Genomic DNA, 17,939 nt, shown 5'->3' with positions numbered 1-17,939 from the left:
GACTGTAGGGTAAGGGATGCCGGTATTAGGAAAGTTCCACCTCACGGTATTCCAACGGCAACTCGAAGCGAGCACGCAGGTAATCAAGATATGCCAGATCCACTTCATCCAGTGCAGCCCTACCTACCATGACCAACCGCAAAGTCCGTTTGTCATCATTTGGAACTCGGAAGGCGTACTCAAGCAACTGCCCCATTGCCAAGCGCATGACTGTCCGCGTCGAAAGGTCTGACTTGATCTCATACAGGACTCTCTCATCGCTGGTTTCTAACATGACATCCACGAAATTATACTCAACAAAAATTTCGCCCTGCGGAAACTCCTCCCTAAGCTGTCTGGCCAATAGATTTTGCATCATCTTGTGCTCTGGTGTGCACTCCCTTCCCGCTGAGCCGCGTTGGTAATAGTTCTGGGTGTTTAGCTCGCCGGCTTTCACCTTTGGCTTGGTGGATCGGCTTCCAGGCTTTGGGACCACAATATCTGCCGGGGTCGTGTTCATCTGGTAACGTTTGAGATTGTGGATATAGTCGCCAGAGCTTGCGAAGGTCTGCGGCGGAAACCATTCCACTTGAGCAAGGCGGAAGCGGACATTTATCCACTCATCGGACGCGATTCCAGCATTTTCGCCACCTGCGTCCTCAACCTCCTGTTGCATCTGCGCGATCCATCCCCTCTCCTCGAACTCCGCGAACACTGCATCTGATTGCTCAAAGCTCAAGCATTCTAGGTCGCGAATCACTGCAACATAGCGGCGGCCTTCCGGTGTTAGGGTAAACAAGGTCACGTCGTTCAGCTCATCGCTACCCTGAAAGCGGGCGCGGCTGTTATTGACACCCTGTAGAAAGCCATACTGCCAACCGTCGATCTGCCACTCACTGCGAAACAACCACTCTTCATGACCGTGACCGTACTGACCGTAGAAGGTATCACCCTCCATTCCTACGGCACTGCCGTCCGGGCGAGCCCATCCGCTTTTGTTGAAACAGATTCTCGAAAGGTAATCCATGGTTGAACTCACTCGATCCATCGGAAAAAGAAGGCATTAGGCTACCATATGAAAAGTATCGACAAACCTGTTCACGGTGGGTCATCTTGAACTTGTAGATACCGTATCAAGCCGGTTTGGACGCTCGCGAGTGGCCACCTTTGTAAAACCGTTGATTGAGAGCGTACGAGCCCACCTCAGCAATGCCAATCTGCATTACAACACCCGGCCTCACAATTTCGTGACCAAGCAAGACAACTCCCTTTCTTTTGAGTGAAATTTCCTAGAAAACCCCGACCGCTTGCGCCTGCCCGCTCTGCTGGCTATCTTCGAGTTGTCACTGCACATCAGTGACAGGGTTTGGTAGCCCTCGGTGTAACTAGGCGCAAAGCGCCACCTTCAGCAAGGCGCTTTTTTTCGGCCTCAGCTTTATGGTGGCCGTGCGCAGGGCGCCCGCGGACGCGCCGGGTTCCTAGTGCACCGGTCTACCAACCTGCGTACGGCCGCCACCTTTAATCGCTGGACAAGCAGCCCGCCGCAGGGCGCTGATAGCCTCAAGACAGGACGGGAAGCCAGACTTCCCGTTCTTGCCAATGTGCGGTTTCCGAAGACATTGTGCATCGCAATGGTTAGTTACTCTGTAGTCACATCTTCTTTCATACTCAGGCGAAAAGTATCTCGAGCGGCCTTTCCTACATAGGTGGTAAGAGCGTAATTCGCCGTTCCACCGACGATGACCCCAATCCCGAATGGGATCACTTTCGCGGCAGCTTTCTGAGTGAACGAAATGCCGATCTTCGCAAATAACTCTTTGATGATCTGAAGCGTCGGTCCCTTCAAATACTGGTGCACCATACGCACGCCAGCCTTGCTGGCGATGCGGGGCACATGGTCATGTCGATCTGCAGCTTCATGCACACTGAGATATCCGCCACTCCCCCCCCAACAGCACTCAACGCGGTGCCGATTCCGGGAATTACACCTGGAAGAGCAGTGACGGCGCCAGACGTCGCGGCCAACTTTGAATAGCGGCTAAGGCTGAGCACTGACTCGGAGGGCAACATAACTGCCATCGATGACTGGAAATGACATTCCAAGCACGGCCTTGAATCGCAAGGTGATCGAATTTTTTATGAAAAACGACCTTCCAAAGGTGAGGTAAAAGCAGAAATATCTGCGCTCACTTTAAAGCGAACCAGCCAACTTGGTCTCAAGCACACCTTTCTTGCCTTCCAACTCCGACACTTGGTGGAGTTGGCTGCGCGCGTAGCCGAAGCCCATCTTCACCTCTTGCCATACGTAGAGGTTATTTCCTGGCTGGGCTGTAATCTTGAGCATTGTCAGATTTTCGGCGTCAGAGCCGATTGTGTGTGCGCCTGCTGGAACGTCTGCGACGAGGTAGGTATTGGCCGCCGTGGCGCCGATCACTCGCCCGTCGACCGTCACGGTCATCTTGATGGCCGCACCCATATTCTCGTTGCGGTAAATGTAGATCCTGGACATGTCCGGCACTGTGCCGAAGCGCTTCATTTCCGAGTCGACTGCGGGGTCCCCCATCGGTACAGAGGCGCAACCATGGAGTGCGCCGATGATCGAGATCACGCCAATAAGCTTTTTCATCTGATGTCCTTATCCCTGAAATAAGTAGCAAATTGCCACTTCGGCAGACTTTATACCTCGGGAATTGCTAGATGCCAACTGCCCGCACAGTAAGTATTCGTCCTTGGTAGTGACCTTCCCCTATTTCAGGATTTTCGCAAGACAACTCTCTTTCTATTGAGTGAAATTTCCTAGAAAATCCCAGCCGCTTGTTTGCGCCGAACGTCACCGCTAGGCTTCAGTCCGTCACTGCTCATCAGTGATCAGGTTTAGCAGCCTGCGATGCACTTGACGCGCAAAGCGCCACCTCTGATGCGGAGCTCTCTTCTTGAGCCTCACCCTTCATGGTGGCCGTGCGCAGGGCGCCTACGGGCGCGCCGGTTTCCAAGTGCACCGGTCTGCTAACCTGCGTACGGCTGCCACCCTCTCGTTTAGCAGCGATGGTGACGGCTCCATGTCATGCACTTGGAGTAAGAACTATGTTCAAGCCAACCCCCAACCCGCCTGTAACCCCAGGCCTCGGCACCATCGACACTCACATCGCCGACCGCGCCCTCGCCCACTACAACCTCGGGCCAGATGCCCAGTCGAAACCTATTCGTGTCACACCAATGTCCGGCCACCTGACCGAACCGGCAAGCCACGAAGAAGTTCTGGTAAATATCTACTCGCTTCTCCAATCCGCCTCGGCCACCGCCTATGAAAACGCCGATAACCAGACCGGTGAAAACCGCAAGGTCGCGATGGGTGTCGTGCACCTGATCGACATGGCGCAACTGTGGCTCAACTCGATGCTGGACAAGCAGCCCGCCACCGCAGGACGTTGATAGCCCTCAAGACAGGACGGGAAGCCAGGCTTCCCGTTTCTGGTAAACAGGATCAGCCACTGGTGGCAATCAAACTCTTCCAGCATCAGGCCGTAGAAACGCACGCTGCCGTCAATCGAGCCAATCACGACGTCCATCCGCTCGTTACCGAACATACGGCGGAAGTTGACTGCGTAGCCATCAGTGTCATGAACACTCCAATCGATACCCTTTCCTACCAATGGCCGCGTATCATAACGAGTGGCTACTAGCCATCACCCGTCTACCCAGGGTGGTTCACGCCCCACACGATAAATCGAAGCCTCTCCAAGGCTCTGCCATTTTTAATGACAACAGGACGTCTCATGCACGCGTTGAAAACCCTGCTCCTCACCACCGCCCTCGTCATTACCGGCTGCGCCAGCCAGCCACCCGTACCTCCGCCGGAATTTCCGGGACTCGAGAAGTCCGACAAAGTCACCATCCAGGACTTGCGCCCACGCACCGAAAGCGAGAAGGAGATCTTCAGCCTGCTGATCACCAGCAGTGCCTATGCCATTTACCGTGTAGCGGACGACGCGACCAAACCGACAGGCCCACGCCTGCTGGCCCACCGCGCCTACGAGACGTTGCCGGAGCTGAGCAAACAACCGACGATCAAAGTGCTGCACTTCGTGACCTACGCCAACCTGCAATCACAACTGCGCAAGAACTCGCTGCTGGCCGGGCTCACCGGACCGATCGGCGTCGCGCTGCTTGCGGACAAGGAGTTTCCTGCCGGGGACGTCCTGACCACGCAAATCGACAGCAAGCAGTTTGAACAGACTGCGGGTGACGAGGAATACACCCGTGCGTACTTCAGCGCCGAGGAGAACCCGAAGAAGTCGCCAGTGAACCTCATCTACATCGATACGGAAATGCTGGGACAACGCGTGGCTACCCGTTGCCTGATTCCACCTATCGCGTCCAAGCCGCACCTGTTCCTGGTCGAGGCGTTCGATATGTGCATTACCAATCATCTGGCGCTGTATCGCGACAAGGGTGCGCAGAAGGAAACCGCCGCCAAGTAATCGGGGTTAGCGTTTCTCGTAGGACTGCGCCGGGCGGTCAGACGTCGACAGTCGCAATACCAGGTCAAACGTTTGTCTGCTTCACCTTCTCTGGTGAAGCAGGCAAATTTATTGCTTCAGATTCAAGTAGATCCGCCCCTCTTCAAGCATGGAGTGACCATTGAAAATTCGCTTGATGCTTTGTTTTTTTGCACTTTTTCTGGGAGGTTGCTTCGGCGTTCAGGGTGTAGAACACACACAGGATGTGACCTACGACCCCGCGACCTCTGCACGTATCAGCTTTTTGGAAACAACGCACCCGAGCGCTCAGCCGACAATCAAAAGTTAGCCGGCGTATTAGCACTGATGATCTCGGCTTCATCCTGGCCGATATTGCGAAAGCTATGGGGCAGCGTCGTCGGGAAGTAGTAGCCGTCCCCCGCCGTCAGCACGCTGATCTGCCCGTCCACCGTCAACTCGATAGTGCCGCGCGTGACCAAGCCGCACTCCTCGCCTTCGGCATGCACGATCGGATCGGCACCAGAACCCGCGCCGGGAGCGTACTGCTCGCGCAACATGCGCATTTGCCGACCGGCCACCGGGGCACCCACCAGCAGCAACCTCAGGCCGTCACGGCCCAGATCCGGTTGTTCATGGGCGCGGAAGATATAGCGCTGCTCCTCCACCGGCTGATCGAAAGAGAAGAAATCCGCCAAGGTCATTGGAAAGCCCTCAAGGAGCTTTTTCAATGAACTGACAGAGGGGCTGACGCGATTTAATTCGATCAACGAAATCGTCCCATTGGCGAGGCCGCTGCGCCTTGCCAACTCTCGCTGGGATATCTTGTAACTTTCTCGCACAAGCTTGAGTCGTGAACCCGTATCCATGACAGCCCTATTCAGAACCAGAGGGTTGCGAGGGGTGGTGCCCCCAAATATGTCGGCTGATTAGATCATGTTTAGCGGTGCAGAACCTAGCCGCCGACGCGATGGGTCAGCCGCCTGGCTGTCCAGGCCACTGCGACGGCAATGGCCCCGACGACCACGCCCACAACGGCTTGTATCCAATAGCTCTCGAGCCAGTGCTTGATGGCCGGCTTGACGAGCCATTCGGGGCCGCCGTGGATCGCCTCCGCGATAAAGGCTCCGCCAACAAAAAACATCGCGAGGGTCCCCACCCACGACAAGAGCTTCATCAGCTTGGGCGCTGCCGATATCAGCCATCCGCCGATCCGGCGAAGCACTGCCGCGAAAGGGCCAGGGTGGGTTATTTTGCGCATCCGCAGTCCGACATCATCCAGCCGGACGATACCAGCCACCAAGCCGTACACGCCAAACGTGACCAGCAACGAGATCAGCACCAGTGTAATCAGCTGCTGTACGAAGGGCGCCTCGGCGACAACATTGAGCGTGATCACCACAATCTCGGCGCTCAAGACAAAGTCGGTCACGATAGCGCCTTTGACCTTCTTCGCCTCGTAGACCTTCGCCTCGGCTTCACTGAGCTTCTTCAGCTTGCGCGCTTCATCCTGGCCGCCATGGGGTGTCAGCTTCTCGATCAGCGACTCGATGCCTTCATAGCAGAGGTAGATGCCCCCGATCACCAGCAGCCAATGGACCAGCGCCGGGGTAAGGTAATTGAGCCCCAGCGCCAGCGGGATCAGAATGGCCTTGTTGACCAGCGAGCCCTTGCAAACGGCCCAGACCACCGGCAGCTCACGATCGGCCCTGAGCTCAACCACCTTCTCGGCGTTCACCGCTAGGTCATCCGTGAGCACACTGGCGGTTTTCTTGACGGCGACTTTGCTCATCGCCGATATGTCGTCCAACAACGTTGCGATGTCATCGAACAACGCGAAAAAACTGCTACCTGCCATGGTTTCAACTCCTGGACCTGACCTACCTAGACGGCGGGCGGAGTATAAGGTTCAGGGGCGTTATGAACCGATTTTTCTTTAATGCCGTGTCGATGTGAGTCAGGCGATATCCGTCTGCGGTTCCACACCAAACCCTGTAATCAGCCTTGCGCGCCTTCGATGTCGAAGGTCACCTTGTCAGCGTAAAAAGCGACGTATTCCTTGATTCCTGCCACGGCCGGGTAGGCATTTTCGTAAGTCCAGACCGCATTTTCAGCCGTTTTCCCGTCAGCGCTCAGGTCGAAATAATGGGCATCGCCCTTATAGGGGCAATAGGTTTGATGCTCGGTTCGCGCGTAATGCTCAGCCCGAATGGCGGATCTCGGGATGTAAAAAACCGCCGGATAGCTGGCCTCCTCAAGCTTCACGGCCTTGTCGGTCTGCGCGACGACGACATCATTGAAGAGAACGGTGACGCGCCCCTGGAATGGGGTAAGAGTGATGGGATGATCAGGGCCGGGGATTTTCATGATATTCAGTCCTCTTGACTCATGGGGGAAAGGTGCCGCCGCCCCTCGAAGCAATGGCGTTGACGCGGAGACCGCTCTCCGAGGATAGCTGCAAAGTGTTGGACAAGCGCCTCAATGGCACTGCTGGTCGCCTCACCGCCAGCCAGCGTTCCGACCGAAGCCTGACCTTTCGCTTACGACTCGACCACGGGCCCCACCTAAGCTGGACCGAACTTTCCTGGTCCCGTGGTCAACGATGATCCTGAATCCCGAATCCAAATATCCCAACCGTCGCATGTACGTGGTGAAACTGCGTAGCGATGCCACCGCGCAGGCCTTTGCCGGCCGCCTGGAAAACCTGGTCACCGGTGACCAGCACGACTTTTCGTCCGCCGAAGAATTGCTGAAGTCGATGCTCGTCGATCTCGATTCAGTGGCCGGACAGCAGGCGACGGACCCTGCCGAAGAATTCCCTCCCCTCCCCCCATCGAGCACCTGACAGGGCGACCGAATCACGACGTTTCGATGACGACTCCACAGGCACCGGCCCCTACCCTGGCGCCATCTCGAATCCACACGAGCCCGACACCATGCTGCAACTTCAAAGCTCTTTTACCCTGACGCGCCACATCAGGTGGACGATCCGCAAACCTGACGGCCCCCTCGCGGGCCTGGCCATGGCGACGGTTCTTGCCACATCGATCGCCTTCACCCTGGCCGGGTGCTCAACGCCGGTCGTCAAGCCGTCGGTCGAGCTGCCAGCCAACTTCTCCGCGAGCACGGTCTCCGATATGGAACCCGAGGCGGCGTGGTGGGAGGTTTACCATGACCCGGTACTGACGGATCTGGTTCGCCGTGCGGCGCGCGAGAACCGCGACGTCAAGATTGCCGCCGAGCGCCTGCGCGCCGCCCGTGCCGGCGAGACGATCAGCCACTCCTGGCTGTTCCCGAGTGTCGGCGCGTCCGCCTCCGGCGTCGATCTCAACAACGGTTACAACTCGGCCACGAAGCAGGGTTATCCGGATACCAAGACCAGCAGCGTGGGCCTGGACGTCTCGTGGGAACTCGACCTGAGCGGCCGCCTGCGCGCCGGCGCAGCGGCCTCCAAGGCCGATACGCTGGCCTCGGAGCACACGATGCGCGGCGTACGCCTGCTGGTGATGAGCGATGTTGTCAGCAACTACTTCACACTGGCCGGCACGCTGCGTCAGATTGCAACGCTGCGCGCCATCTCGGCCATGCAGGATGAGACGCTGCGCCTGGTCATCGCGCGTCAACAGGTCGGACTGGCATCGCCTTTCGATGTCGAGCGCGCACAGACCGATGCCTTGTCGGCACGTGCGCAAATACCGCCGCTGGAAACCCAGGCGGCGGTGTCACGTCATCGCATTGCGGTGCTGATCGGCGACCAGGCGTTCAATACGGTGAACATCCAGCCCTCAAGTGGCGATGTGGTCGTGCCGGTGGCCAAGCCGGGCCAGCCCGCCGAGCTGCTGAAGCGCCGGCCCGACGTGCTGGCACTGATGGCGCAGGTCGATGCGGCCAATGCTCGCCGCCAGCAGGCCGCGGCAGAGTGGTTTCCGCGGCTCTTCCTCGGCGCCTCCTTCGGCCGCCAAGGCCTGGACCTGAACGGCGTCGATCTCGGCGCCGCGCGCTACACCAACGTCGCGGGCCTGCTCGCCATGCCGATCTTCAACGCCGGACGCACACAAGCCATCAACGACGCCGCCGAAAGCGCTCAGAACGAGGCATTACTGCGCGCCGAGGACGGCATCGCGAGGGCGCTGGAGGATGTGGAGAATGCCTTGGTCACCCTGACCCAGGAGCGTCGCCGCGCCAGCACGCTACAACTGGCCGCCGCGTCGGCGGAGGCCGCACAAAGCCGCGCCCAATCACTTTATGACCGTGGGCAGGTCGACCTGTTGCCACTGCTGGACACGCAACGGGCGCGTCTCACGGCCCGACTGAACGCCACCGAGAGCAACACTCGCCTGCTGCTCGACAGCGTACAGCTCTACAAAGCGCTGGGCGGCGGCTGGCAAGTCTTCGAACAACCCGCCCAGCCCACCGCAACCGCCGACACACAACGTCCGCCGCGGACTTAAGCATTCGTCGTTTTTAAAGAGGAATCCCCTTGAAAAACTCTCTAACCGCGGCCGGCGTCCTGGTCGCTGCCGCCATGCTCTGCGCCTGCAACCCGGAGCAACCGACCGCACAGCCCCCACGCCCGGTCCACACCGCCACGGTCAACTATGACCAGATCCGCGCGACCAACCGCTACGTGGGCACCGTGCAATCGCGCTATGAAGTCGACCAGGCCTTCCGTGTGGGCGGCAAGGTCGCCCAACGCAAGGTCGAAGTCGGCCAATCCGTGCGCGAAGGTGACGTCCTGGCGGTGCTGGATGACAACGACTACCGCCTGGCCGAAGAAGCGGCTCGCCAGCAATGGTCGGCGGCCGTCGAGCAGGCCCGCCTGGCCGGTTCGGAACGCCGTCGCCTGTCCGCGCTGAAGACCGATGGCTCGGTCAGTGTCGCCGAGGACGAGCGCGCCGGCACCAATGCGCAGACGGCACAGGCGAGCGCCGAGACCGAAGCACGCAAGCTGGAACTGGCCCGCAACCGACTCAAGTACACGGTGCTGCGCGCCTCGCGCAGCGGTGTGGTCACCGCCGTGCACTTCGAGACCGGCCAAGTCCTGGCGGAAGGCCAGTCGGTCGTCTCGATCGCCGACCCGGGCAAACCCGAGATCGTCGTCGACGTGCCCGAGGATCAGGTGGCGCTCTTCAAGCAGGCCAGCTTCAAGGCCTCATTGGCCAGCGCGCCAAACGAGCTGTTCAGTGTCGTACTGCGCGAGCTGTCGCCCCAGGCCGCGACGCAAACCCGCACCTACCGTGCGCGACTGAGCCTGACCGACGCACGACGGCTGCCGCTGGGCGCCACGGCCAGGTTGGTGGCCGAACGGGCGATAACCGATATCTCGGTGGCAGCCGTGCCGGCCACGGCGCTGACGCAATTTTCCGGCCAGCCGGCGATGTGGGTGGTCACGCCCCTTGGCAAGGAGTCGGCGGGTACCGTCGCGTTGAAACAGGTCACCGTGATGGGCTACCGCAACGACGATGTCCTGGTCGCAGGCCCCCAAGCTGGTGCTCTGATCGTCACCGCCGGCGTACAGAAGATGGCGCCCGGGCTCAAGGTCGTGCTGCTTGACGCAGCGGTCAGTGAAATCAATACCCCGCAGCAGGCCGCCCGATGAAAAACTTCAACCTCACCGACTGGGCATTGCGTCACACCTCCCTGGTCCTGTTCATCCTGCTCATCGTCGCGGTCAGCAGCCTCATCAGTGTGCCCAAGCTCGGCCAGCTTGAGGACCCGAGTTTCTCCGTGCCGTCGATGACCGCCATGGTCGTCTGGCCGGGCGCCACCGCCCAGCAAATGCAGGACCAGGTCCTCAATCGCATGGAGAAGAAGTTCGAGCAGATCGACCACTTCGAGAAAGTGGTCACCTTTGCCCGGCAGGGCTATGGCGGCATGACCCTCACCCTGCGCGGGGGGACTTCCAAGGCCGACCAGAGCGAAGCCTGGTACCAGGCGCGCAAGAAACTCAACGACCTGCGCCTGGAAATGCCCGACGGGGTGACCGGCCCGATCGTCAACGACGAATACGGCGATGTCTACGGCCTGATGTACGCGATCAAGGGTGACGGCGTCGGTCACGCCGACCTGTCCGATGCGGCCGAGGACATCAAGCGCCAGATGCTCAAGGTGCCGATGGTCAAGAAAGTCGATGTCATCGGCAAACAGGCCAAGCGCGTCTACGTCGAGTTCTCGAACGAGCGCCTGGCCGCGCTGGGCATCACTCCATTGGCCATCGCCGAGAGCCTCAAGAGCCAGAACGCCATGCTGCCGGCCGGTCAGGTCGACACTCACGGCGACCGTGTCATGGTGCGTGTGAGCGGTCAGTTCGCCAATATCGATGACATCCGCAACATGCCCATCACCGCCGGTAATCGCCAGATCAAACTCGGCGACATCGCCACGGTCACGCGCGGATTCGAGGAGCCGCCGAGCTACACCGTACGCCACAACGGCCAGCCGGTACTGATGCTCGGCATCACGATGACCAGCGACGGCAACATCGTGCAACTCGGTGAGGCGATGGATCAGGCGGTGGCCAAGATCCAATCCGAACTGCCGTACGGTGTGGAGCTGGAGCGCGTGGCCGACCAGCCCACCACCGTGAAGGATGCGATCCACGACTTCGTCCACGCCCTGGCCGAAGCCCTGATCATTGTGATCGTGGTCAGTTTTGTCAGCCTGGGCTGGCGCGCTGGCCTGGTGGTCGCGACCTCGGTGCCGCTGGTGCTGGGCGGCGTGGTGCTGGTGATGCTGGCCATGGGCTGGAATCTCGAGCGTATCTCGCTCGGCTCGCTGATCATCGCCCTGGGCCTGCTGGTGGATGACGCGATCATCGCCATCGAGATGATGGTGTCTAAAATGGAAGCCGGCTGGGACCGGGCCCAGGCTGCGGCCTTCTCCTACTCGGCCACTGCCATGCCGCGCCTGACCGGCGCGCTGATCACCGCCGCAGGCTTCATGCCGATTGGCTTCTCGAAGTCCACCACCGGCGAGTACGCTGGCGGCATCTTCTGGATTGTCGGCGCGGCGGTGCTGTTCTCGTGGCTTTGCTCGGGGATTTTCACGCCATTCCTCGCGACCAAGTTGCTGCCCAAGGACCTCGCTCACCACGCCCATGCCGCCAATCCCCATGACACCAGGTTCTACCGTGGGCTGCGCCGCCTGATTGACACGGCCGTCGCGCGCCGCTGGGTGGTCATCGGCACCACCTTTGGCGCCCTGGCCCTGGCGCTGGTCGGCATGAAGCTGGTACCACAGCAGTTCTTCCCCAACAGCTCGCGCCCCGAACTGATCGTCGAGATGCGCGTCAAGGAAGGGGCATCGTTCGCCGCGACGACCGAGCAGGTCAAGCGCATGGAACAGCTCCTGGCGAAGGATGAGGACGTGCGTTTCTACACCGCCTACACCGGCGCCGGCGCACCACGCTTCTATCTCTCGCTCAACCCCGAGTTGCCGAACCCGGGCTATGCCCAGCTGGTCGTGATGACCAAGGACCTGGAGGCCCGCGAACGTGTGCTTACAAGGCTGATGGCCGAGGTCGACCAACAGTTCCCACAGGCCTGGGTGCGCGTGACCCGGTTGGAGTTGGGGCCACCCGTCGGCTACCCGGTGCAGTTCCGTATTGTCGGCCCCGACACCCAGAAGGTCCGCCAGATCGCCCGCGATGTGGAGGCACAGGTTGCGTCCAACCCGAAAGTCCGCGACGTCCAGCTCGACTGGAACGATCCGGTGCGCACCTTGAAGGTGAAGCTCGATCAGGACAAGGCCAATGCCCTGGGCCTCACGCCATCCGACGTGTCGCTGGCGACCCAGACCGTGATGAACGGTGCGACCCTGTCGCAACTGCGCGAGCATGAGGACCTGATCGATATCGTCGCCCGGGCCGTACCCGAAGAGCGCCTGAACATCGATACCCTGAAAAACCTCAACCTCTACACCCGCCAGGGCACGGTGGTGCCGCTGTCGCAGGTGGCGCAGGTCAGCGATGAACTGGAAGAGCCGGTGTTGTGGCGCCGCAACCGCGACATGGCGATTACCGTGCGCGCCGACGTGAAGGACGGCGAACAAGGGGTCTCGGTCACCCAGGAGATCGTGCCGTTGCTCAAGGGTATCGAGGCGAAGCTGCCGTCGGGCTACCGCATCGACATCGGCGGCGCGGTGGAGGAAAGCGACAAGGCCAACCACGCGTTGCTGGCGGTGGCCCCGTTGATGCTGATCGCCATCCTGCTGCTGTTGATGCTGCAACTGCAGAACTTCTCGCGCATGTGGATGGTGGTGCTGACCGCGCCGCTGGGCCTGATCGGCGTGGTGCCGGCGCTGCTGGTGTTCCAGGCACCGCTGGGCTTCGTGGCGATCCTGGGCATCATCGCCCTCGGCGGCATGATCATGCGCAACTCGGTGATCCTGATCGACCAGATACAGGTCGAAATCGCCGAAGGACGCGATCCCTGGAGTGCGGTACTGGAAGCGGCCATCAATCGGAGCCGGCCGGTGATGCTGACGGCGCTGGCCACGGTGCTGGCGATGATCCCGCTTACCCGCAGTGTGTTCTGGGGACCGATGGCCATCGCGATCATGGGCGGCCTTACCGTGGCGACGCTGCTGACGATCTTCTTTGTCCCGGCGCTGTATGCCGCGTGGTTCAAGCTGCGCCGCCAGCCGACCGACGTTACCCAGGCAACAACGGTCGACGTCGACCTGGTGGCTGCGTCAAGGACAAAGTAGCAGCGCCCGTTTCACCGGCTCGGAGCCCTCCATTTCGGGCAGCCCGGTCACCAGACTTGCCAAGGCCTGGCGCTCCTCGGGCAGGGCATCATGCCCTTCACACAGCTCGACGAGCGCCAGGAGCTCCAGCCAAGGGGCTTCCTGGGAACGCGCCTCCTGCACCGCACGTCGCACGGCGGCGGTGCTGGCCTCGGGCTTGTCCATCTCCCGCGCAATAGCCGCCTCCAGCAGGAACAACTGCGACAGGTAGACGCGTTCGCCCAGTTCACGCGCGACCCCAAGTGCCTCCTGCAACTGGACCTGTGCACCCGCGTAATCACCCGCCAACAGCAAGGCTTCGGCCGCATAGCCAAGCACCTCGCTGGCACCGGAGCGCATGCCCAGTCCGATGTGTTCGTCGTAGGCTTCGCGAATGCGCCGATAACCGTCGCGCGGCGCGCCCTTGTGCGCATCAGCCCAGCCATGCCACCAGCGGCAGGCCGTGCGGCCCAATGCGAGCGAGTGCTCATCGACCAGCGCCTGCATCTCGTCGGCCAGCGCGACCAGGCCGCCAGGGTTGCCCATGCGCACTTCAAGCAATGCCTCCTGCCAGGTGGCAACCAGCAGGGTCATCGGCTGGCGAAGCTGCTGCGCACGGACCCGCGCCCGTTGCAAGTGAGCCCTGCCCTGCTCGACCAGGCCGGAACGTACCAGCTCGATGGCCAACATCCCGCGCAACGTGACCTGGGGGTCGGCGGCGAAGATCTCGTTCGTCCCGATGTCCAGCGCCTCGGCGATCCCAAGGCCACGTTCGAGCCAAGCACGAGTCACCTGCGTGTGGCCCTGGAGGTGGTGCACCTCGGCCTGCACGTTGCACGCCGCCAGCATGAGCTGCGGATCATTGACCTCACAGGAGAGAGCTTCGGCGCTTTGCGCCACCGCCAGTGCCTGCGCATAGTCGCCGCGCAGCCCCAGCACGAAACCAAACCCGTGCAGAAGACGTCCGCGCAGGGGATGCCCGGGCGTCTGCACCAGCAGCGCATAGGCGCGTTCGAATGCCGTCTTGGTGGCATCGCCGACACCCAGTGTCTGGAGCGCCGAGACCCCTTGCAAAGTGCACAAGGTGATCTCCAGCGCATCCCGCTCCGTACCTTGCCCGGCCTGAGGCAGCAGGGCCAACGCCCGTTCAGCGAGGCCGATGCACAAAGCCGGACTGAAGTGCAGCAGCGCAGCTTGCGCCGCCTCGGCGAAATAGTGCAGCGCGATCATCGGCTGCCGGGCCCGTTCGAAATGCATCGCCAGCTCCGCCGCCGCAACAGGTGTACCGGCCAGACGTTCACCTTCGAGGGCGACACCTACCTGGCCATGCAACTGGATACGCAGCGAACGCGGCGTGCGGCTGTAAAGCACCTGGCGGAACAACGCATGTCGGAAGGCATAGGGCAGATCCTCCATCTCGTCATCACCGGCAACCCGCGCCGGCCTGAGCCAGACCTGCTCGCGTACCAGTGCCTCGCACACCTCGCTGACGCGAACAAGGTCGTGCCCGAGGGCCAGCGAAAGCGTCTCCACCCTGAACTCCGCACCGCACACCGCCGCCGCCGCGAGCAGAGAGCGTTGCTGCGGCTCAAGCTTGACGATGTAGTGGTCGATGATGGCCGCCAGATTCTCGGGAACCGCCATCTCCGCCAGGCGCGCTTCGATGGTGGCCTCGTCGTCCGTTCGATCCATTACTTCGCTGATGATCGACGACACGAACAATGGGACGCCGTCGGTACGCTCGTGCAGGGCGCGCACAAAGGCATCGTCGCTCGCGAGCGAGGGCGAACACAGCGCGACATAGTCGGCGACCTCGGTCTCCGAGAACGCATCGAGCACCAGTTCCTCGCACAATCGCTGCCGACGCAGCTCGTGGCGCAACGAGTTGAGCGGGTGATCGAGGGCCACGACCTCGGCGAGACGGAAGCTCGCCAGCCACATCAGTCGCGCGCGGCCACGCCGCCGGGCAACATAATCGATGAGCTGGACGGTCGCCCGGTCGCTCCAGTGCAGGTCTTCGGTCACCAGTAATAACGGTCGCTGCTCGGTGTAGCGGTCCAGCAGCTCGCCCATCTCGCGCAGCATGCGCTCCGGGCCGACGCCGGCCAGCTCGCGGCGCAGCGCGTCACGCTCCTGCGCGCTGCTCAGCCACGGCAACTGCAGCAGCCAGGTCGGCGCCACGGCCCGTAGCAACTCCGGCAGCGCCGGATCGCTGCGGCACAGTTCGGCCAACGCCTCCAGCACCGGCAGGTAAGGCTCGCCGGTGCCGTAGTGCTCCATGCAATGTCCACGGGCACAGATAACACCGTCGAGACCGGCGACGAAATGTTCAATCAATGTGGTCTTGCCGATCCCCGGTTCGCCGGCGAGCCAGACCAGCGCGCGCTGGCCGTCACAAGCACGCCCCCAGGACCGCTGCAGACTTGAAAGGGCATCGCCACGACCAATGAAGGTGAGTAAAGGGCGCACACCACTCGTCGGCGCCATGGTCGATGCCGGTGGCGTCGCTGGCGCGGGGGCTGGCGTGGCGATGAAGCGATAACCACGGCGCGATACGGTCTCGATGAAACGCGGCGCGCGCGGATCGTCGCCCAACACGGTGCGCAGGTCGCTGATCGCGGTCTTCAGCACTGAGTCGCTGACGAACCGATGGCCCCACACCGCGTCAAGCAAGACATCCTTGCTCAGCAACGTACCCGGCTGCCGCGCGAGTACGCACAGCAGCGTGAAAGGTGTCGGTGCCAGCGCCACTGCTTCGGCGTTGCGCAACAAGCGCGCGTTGGCCTCGTCAAGTTCGAATTCGGCGAAGCGGATCTGGACTGGATTCGGATGGGACTGCGCACGCGCCACGCTTGATTCCTGAATGACCTGAGTAAAAAGAATAGTACTGCGCCAGGAGGCATGCCAGGCGCCATGCGCTGGGTGCCGCCCCCATCCTGAGGTCCCCCGGCGCTCGTACACACCTATCTTGGCATGAGAATGATTTCAGAAAAATAAATAACGAATCAATCAATATTGAAAGATCTCTCATTTTCCCATAGCCTGACCCTGCCTGACGATGGGACTTTGCCGCCCACAACTCCAATCACAACAAGGGCTCGATATGAACAACAAGAATGCACCCGAACCGCTACCGGCCAGCGTTGATGTGCTGATCATCGGCTACGGTCCGGTAGGCGCTACGCTCGCAGCGCTGCTGGGCCGTTATGGCATCAGGACATTGGCTCTGGACAAGAGCCATGAGGTCCTGTTGATGCCGCGTGCCATTGCCCTGGACAACGAGGCGCTGCGCATCCTGCAACTGGCCGGATTGGCCGAAGACGCCTTCGAGAAGATCGTGATCCCCGAAGTGCGGATGCGCTCCCCGATCCTCGGCCAATTCGGCCGGGCCAATACCACCGGGTGCATCGATGGCCATCCCAAACTGGTGACCTTCTATCAACCCGATCTCGAATATGCCATGCGCGCCCAGGTATCCCGGTTCGAGTCGGTGACCAGCATCGGTGGCCTGGAGCTCGAACACGTGACCGAGCAGCCCGATTGCGTCGTGGCGACGGTAAGGGACCAGGAGGGTCGGACCCACAGCATCCTGGCTCGGTACCTGGTGGGTGCGGATGGTGCCAGCTCAAAGGTCAGGACCCTGATCGGCCAGGATTTCAAAGGACGCACCTTTGCCGAGGATTGGTTGATCGTGGATACCAATAATCGCCAAGGGGTAGCCATCGATCACGTCGAGTTCCTCTGCGACCCCAAGCGCCCCACGCCGCATATGCCGGCCCCCGGTGGAAGGGAGCGCTGGGAGTTCATGCTCAAGCCGGGTGAGGCCCGGGAGGAAATGGAAAGCGCGCAAAACATCGCCCGTTTGATCGCGCCCTGGGTCGACCCGAAGGAGCTGAATGTCGAACGCAAGGCGGTCTATCGATTCCATGCACGCTGCTGCGAACGCTTCAGCAAGGGCCGTATCTTCCTGGCGGGAGATGCCGCCCATATAACCCCACCTTTCGCCGGGCAGGGCCTGGTCGCCGGGCTTCGCGATGCGGCCAACCTGGCCTGGAAACTCGCCTGGGTCCTGCGCGGCCATGCGTCGGCTTCGGTACTGGACTCCTATGACCGGGAACGTCGCCCCCACGCCAAGGCGATGATCGACATGGCCAAGCTCATGGGACGCCTGGTGATGCCCAAGAATATGCTGGCGGCCTTTTTCGTACATGGCCTGATGCGTACGCTTTCATTGACCTCGATGACCAGGAAATACTTCGAGGAACTGGACATGAAACCGAAGAATATTTTCAAGCAAGGCCTGTTCGTGCCTCATTGCCGTCGCGACAAGCTGATTCGCGGGGGATTATTCCCTCAGGTCTGGGTTCGTAACGCCCAGCAGCAGATCCAACGGAGCGACGATGCTCTTGGAGACCATCTCACGCTGGTCGGATTCGGTGTTGACCCGCTGTCGCTGCTGGACGCCACTCAAATCGATGCTTGGAAAGCCGTGGGCGGCAGCTTCCTGCAAATCACGCCCCATGGCCAGCGCGCGCGCATCGGTTGTGCCTTTGTAGAGGACCTGAACCATGGCCTCCTGTCGCTGGCCGCCAAGGGCACACTCGCCGTGGTTCGTCCCGACCGCATCGTCATGCACCACGAACCCGCCAACCAGGCGGGCAAGCTGCTCCAGACCTGCACAGGATTGATAAAGGACGGCTCCACGGCAGCTCACACTTCCATTAACATCGACGAACCTCTTCGACTACGAGCCTGAGC

General features: G+C 61.1%; 13 protein-coding genes and 2 pseudogenes. 7 read left to right on the top strand and 8 right to left on the bottom strand.

What is annotated here, in order from left to right:
• Positions 1–25: 25 nt before the first annotated feature.
• From HX866_RS06010 to HX866_RS06000, 3 genes and pseudogenes are all read right to left on the bottom strand, one after another.
• Positions 26–1,006 carry a hypothetical protein gene (locus tag HX866_RS06010; RefSeq protein ID WP_177138512.1) on the bottom strand — a complete coding sequence of 327 codons (981 nt, stop codon included), beginning with the start codon at positions 1,004–1,006 and terminating at the stop codon, positions 26–28.
• 612 nt (positions 1,007–1,618) lie between these two features.
• Positions 1,619–2,022 (bottom strand): annotated as a pseudogene (locus tag HX866_RS34665) (hypothetical protein); the annotation flags it as partial.
• Positions 2,023–2,170: 148 nt separating this feature from the next.
• Positions 2,171–2,605: a DUF2846 domain-containing protein gene (locus tag HX866_RS06000; RefSeq protein ID WP_177091873.1), complete on the bottom strand. Its 435-nt coding sequence runs from the start codon at positions 2,603–2,605 to the stop codon at positions 2,171–2,173.
• A gap of 458 nt (positions 2,606–3,063) precedes the next feature.
• On the opposite strand from HX866_RS06000, the gene HX866_RS05995 reads away from it, so the two are divergent.
• On the top strand, positions 3,064–3,411 hold the full coding sequence (locus HX866_RS05995; RefSeq protein ID WP_177138510.1) for a DUF6124 family protein: 348 nt from the start codon (positions 3,064–3,066) through the stop codon (positions 3,409–3,411).
• Between the two features lie 50 nt (positions 3,412–3,461).
• On the opposite strand, the pseudogene HX866_RS05990 reads toward HX866_RS05995, so the two are convergent.
• Positions 3,462–3,587, bottom strand: a pseudogene (locus tag HX866_RS05990) (hypothetical protein); the annotation flags it as partial.
• A 168-nt stretch (positions 3,588–3,755) separates the two neighbouring features.
• Between HX866_RS05990 and HX866_RS05985 the strand changes: the two are divergent.
• Positions 3,756–4,460, top strand: a complete 705-nt coding sequence (locus HX866_RS05985) for a hypothetical protein (RefSeq protein ID WP_177138508.1) — start codon at positions 3,756–3,758, stop codon at positions 4,458–4,460.
• 317 nt (positions 4,461–4,777) lie between these two features.
• Here HX866_RS05985 and HX866_RS05980 read toward each other — a convergent pair whose 3' ends face one another.
• From HX866_RS05980 to HX866_RS05970, 3 genes are all read right to left on the bottom strand, one after another.
• On the bottom strand, positions 4,778–5,326 hold the full coding sequence (locus HX866_RS05980) for a cupin domain-containing protein (protein ID WP_177091871.1): 549 nt from the start codon (positions 5,324–5,326) through the stop codon (positions 4,778–4,780).
• 86 nt (positions 5,327–5,412) lie between these two features.
• On the bottom strand, positions 5,413–6,315 hold the full coding sequence (locus HX866_RS05975; protein ID WP_177138507.1) for a DUF808 domain-containing protein: 903 nt from the start codon (positions 6,313–6,315) through the stop codon (positions 5,413–5,415).
• A 140-nt stretch (positions 6,316–6,455) separates the two neighbouring features.
• Positions 6,456–6,824 (bottom strand): DUF427 domain-containing protein, encoded by a 369-nt coding sequence (locus tag HX866_RS05970; RefSeq protein WP_177102422.1) that lies wholly within the window; start codon positions 6,822–6,824, stop codon positions 6,456–6,458.
• 235 nt (positions 6,825–7,059) lie between these two features.
• Between HX866_RS05970 and HX866_RS05965 the strand changes: the two genes are divergently transcribed.
• The 4 genes from HX866_RS05965 to HX866_RS05950 all read left to right on the top strand — a co-directional run bounded on the left by HX866_RS05965 (position 7,060) and on the right by HX866_RS05950 (position 13,163).
• Positions 7,060–7,302, top strand: coding sequence for a hypothetical protein (locus HX866_RS05965; RefSeq protein WP_177091868.1), 243 nt, complete (start codon positions 7,060–7,062; stop codon positions 7,300–7,302).
• Between the two features lie 91 nt (positions 7,303–7,393).
• The gene (locus tag HX866_RS05960; protein WP_177138506.1) at positions 7,394–8,908 is read left to right on the top strand and encodes an efflux transporter outer membrane subunit; all 1,515 of its coding nucleotides are present in this window, start codon (positions 7,394–7,396) and stop codon (positions 8,906–8,908) included.
• 29 nt (positions 8,909–8,937) lie between these two features.
• Positions 8,938–10,056, top strand: coding sequence for an efflux RND transporter periplasmic adaptor subunit (locus HX866_RS05955; protein WP_177138505.1), 1,119 nt, complete (start codon positions 8,938–8,940; stop codon positions 10,054–10,056).
• On the top strand, positions 10,053–13,163 hold the full coding sequence (locus tag HX866_RS05950) for an efflux RND transporter permease subunit (protein ID WP_177138504.1): 3,111 nt from the start codon (positions 10,053–10,055) through the stop codon (positions 13,161–13,163). Before HX866_RS05955 ends, HX866_RS05950 begins: the two co-directional genes overlap by 4 nt.
• Here HX866_RS05950 and HX866_RS05945 read toward each other — a convergent pair.
• A complete protein-coding gene (locus HX866_RS05945; protein WP_177138503.1) occupies positions 13,149–16,031 on the bottom strand; it encodes an ATP-binding protein in 2,883 nt (960 codons plus the stop codon). The two genes, HX866_RS05950 and HX866_RS05945, sit on opposite strands and share 15 nt — an antisense overlap.
• A 253-nt stretch (positions 16,032–16,284) precedes the next feature.
• Between HX866_RS05945 and mhpA the strand changes: the two genes are divergently transcribed.
• On the top strand, positions 16,285–17,937 hold the full coding sequence (mhpA, locus tag HX866_RS05940; protein WP_177138502.1) for a bifunctional 3-(3-hydroxy-phenyl)propionate/3-hydroxycinnamic acid hydroxylase MhpA: 1,653 nt from the start codon (positions 16,285–16,287) through the stop codon (positions 17,935–17,937).
• The last annotated feature ends 2 nt before the right edge of the window (positions 17,938–17,939 follow it).

It is taken from the genome of Pseudomonas gingeri (genome assembly GCF_013386165.1).
Taxonomy (GTDB): Bacteria; Pseudomonadota; Gammaproteobacteria; order Pseudomonadales; family Pseudomonadaceae; genus Aquipseudomonas; species Aquipseudomonas gingeri_C.
This window is presented reverse-complemented; position numbering and strand designations above follow the sequence as displayed.

What these genes read in the sequence shown, in the direction of transcription:
- HX866_RS06010 (WP_177138512.1), bottom strand. Translation starts at nt 1,006, where the DNA reads ATGGATTACCTTTCGAGAATCTGTTTCAACAAAAGCGGATGGGCTCGC.
- HX866_RS06000 (WP_177091873.1), bottom strand. Translation starts at nt 2,605, where the DNA reads ATGAAAAAGCTTATTGGCGTGATCTCGATCATCGGCGCACTCCATGGT.
- HX866_RS05995 (WP_177138510.1), top strand. Translation starts at nt 3,064, where the DNA reads ATGTTCAAGCCAACCCCCAACCCGCCTGTAACCCCAGGCCTCGGCACC.
- HX866_RS05985 (WP_177138508.1), top strand. Translation starts at nt 3,756, where the DNA reads ATGCACGCGTTGAAAACCCTGCTCCTCACCACCGCCCTCGTCATTACC.
- HX866_RS05980 (WP_177091871.1), bottom strand. Translation starts at nt 5,326, where the DNA reads ATGGATACGGGTTCACGACTCAAGCTTGTGCGAGAAAGTTACAAGATA.
- HX866_RS05975 (WP_177138507.1), bottom strand. Translation starts at nt 6,315, where the DNA reads ATGGCAGGTAGCAGTTTTTTCGCGTTGTTCGATGACATCGCAACGTTG.
- HX866_RS05970 (WP_177102422.1), bottom strand. Translation starts at nt 6,824, where the DNA reads ATGAAAATCCCCGGCCCTGATCATCCCATCACTCTTACCCCATTCCAG.
- HX866_RS05965 (WP_177091868.1), top strand. Translation starts at nt 7,060, where the DNA reads ATGATCCTGAATCCCGAATCCAAATATCCCAACCGTCGCATGTACGTG.
- HX866_RS05960 (WP_177138506.1), top strand. Translation starts at nt 7,394, where the DNA reads ATGCTGCAACTTCAAAGCTCTTTTACCCTGACGCGCCACATCAGGTGG.
- HX866_RS05950 (WP_177138504.1), top strand. Translation starts at nt 10,053, where the DNA reads ATGAAAAACTTCAACCTCACCGACTGGGCATTGCGTCACACCTCCCTG.
- mhpA (WP_177138502.1), top strand. Translation starts at nt 16,285, where the DNA reads ATGAACAACAAGAATGCACCCGAACCGCTACCGGCCAGCGTTGATGTG.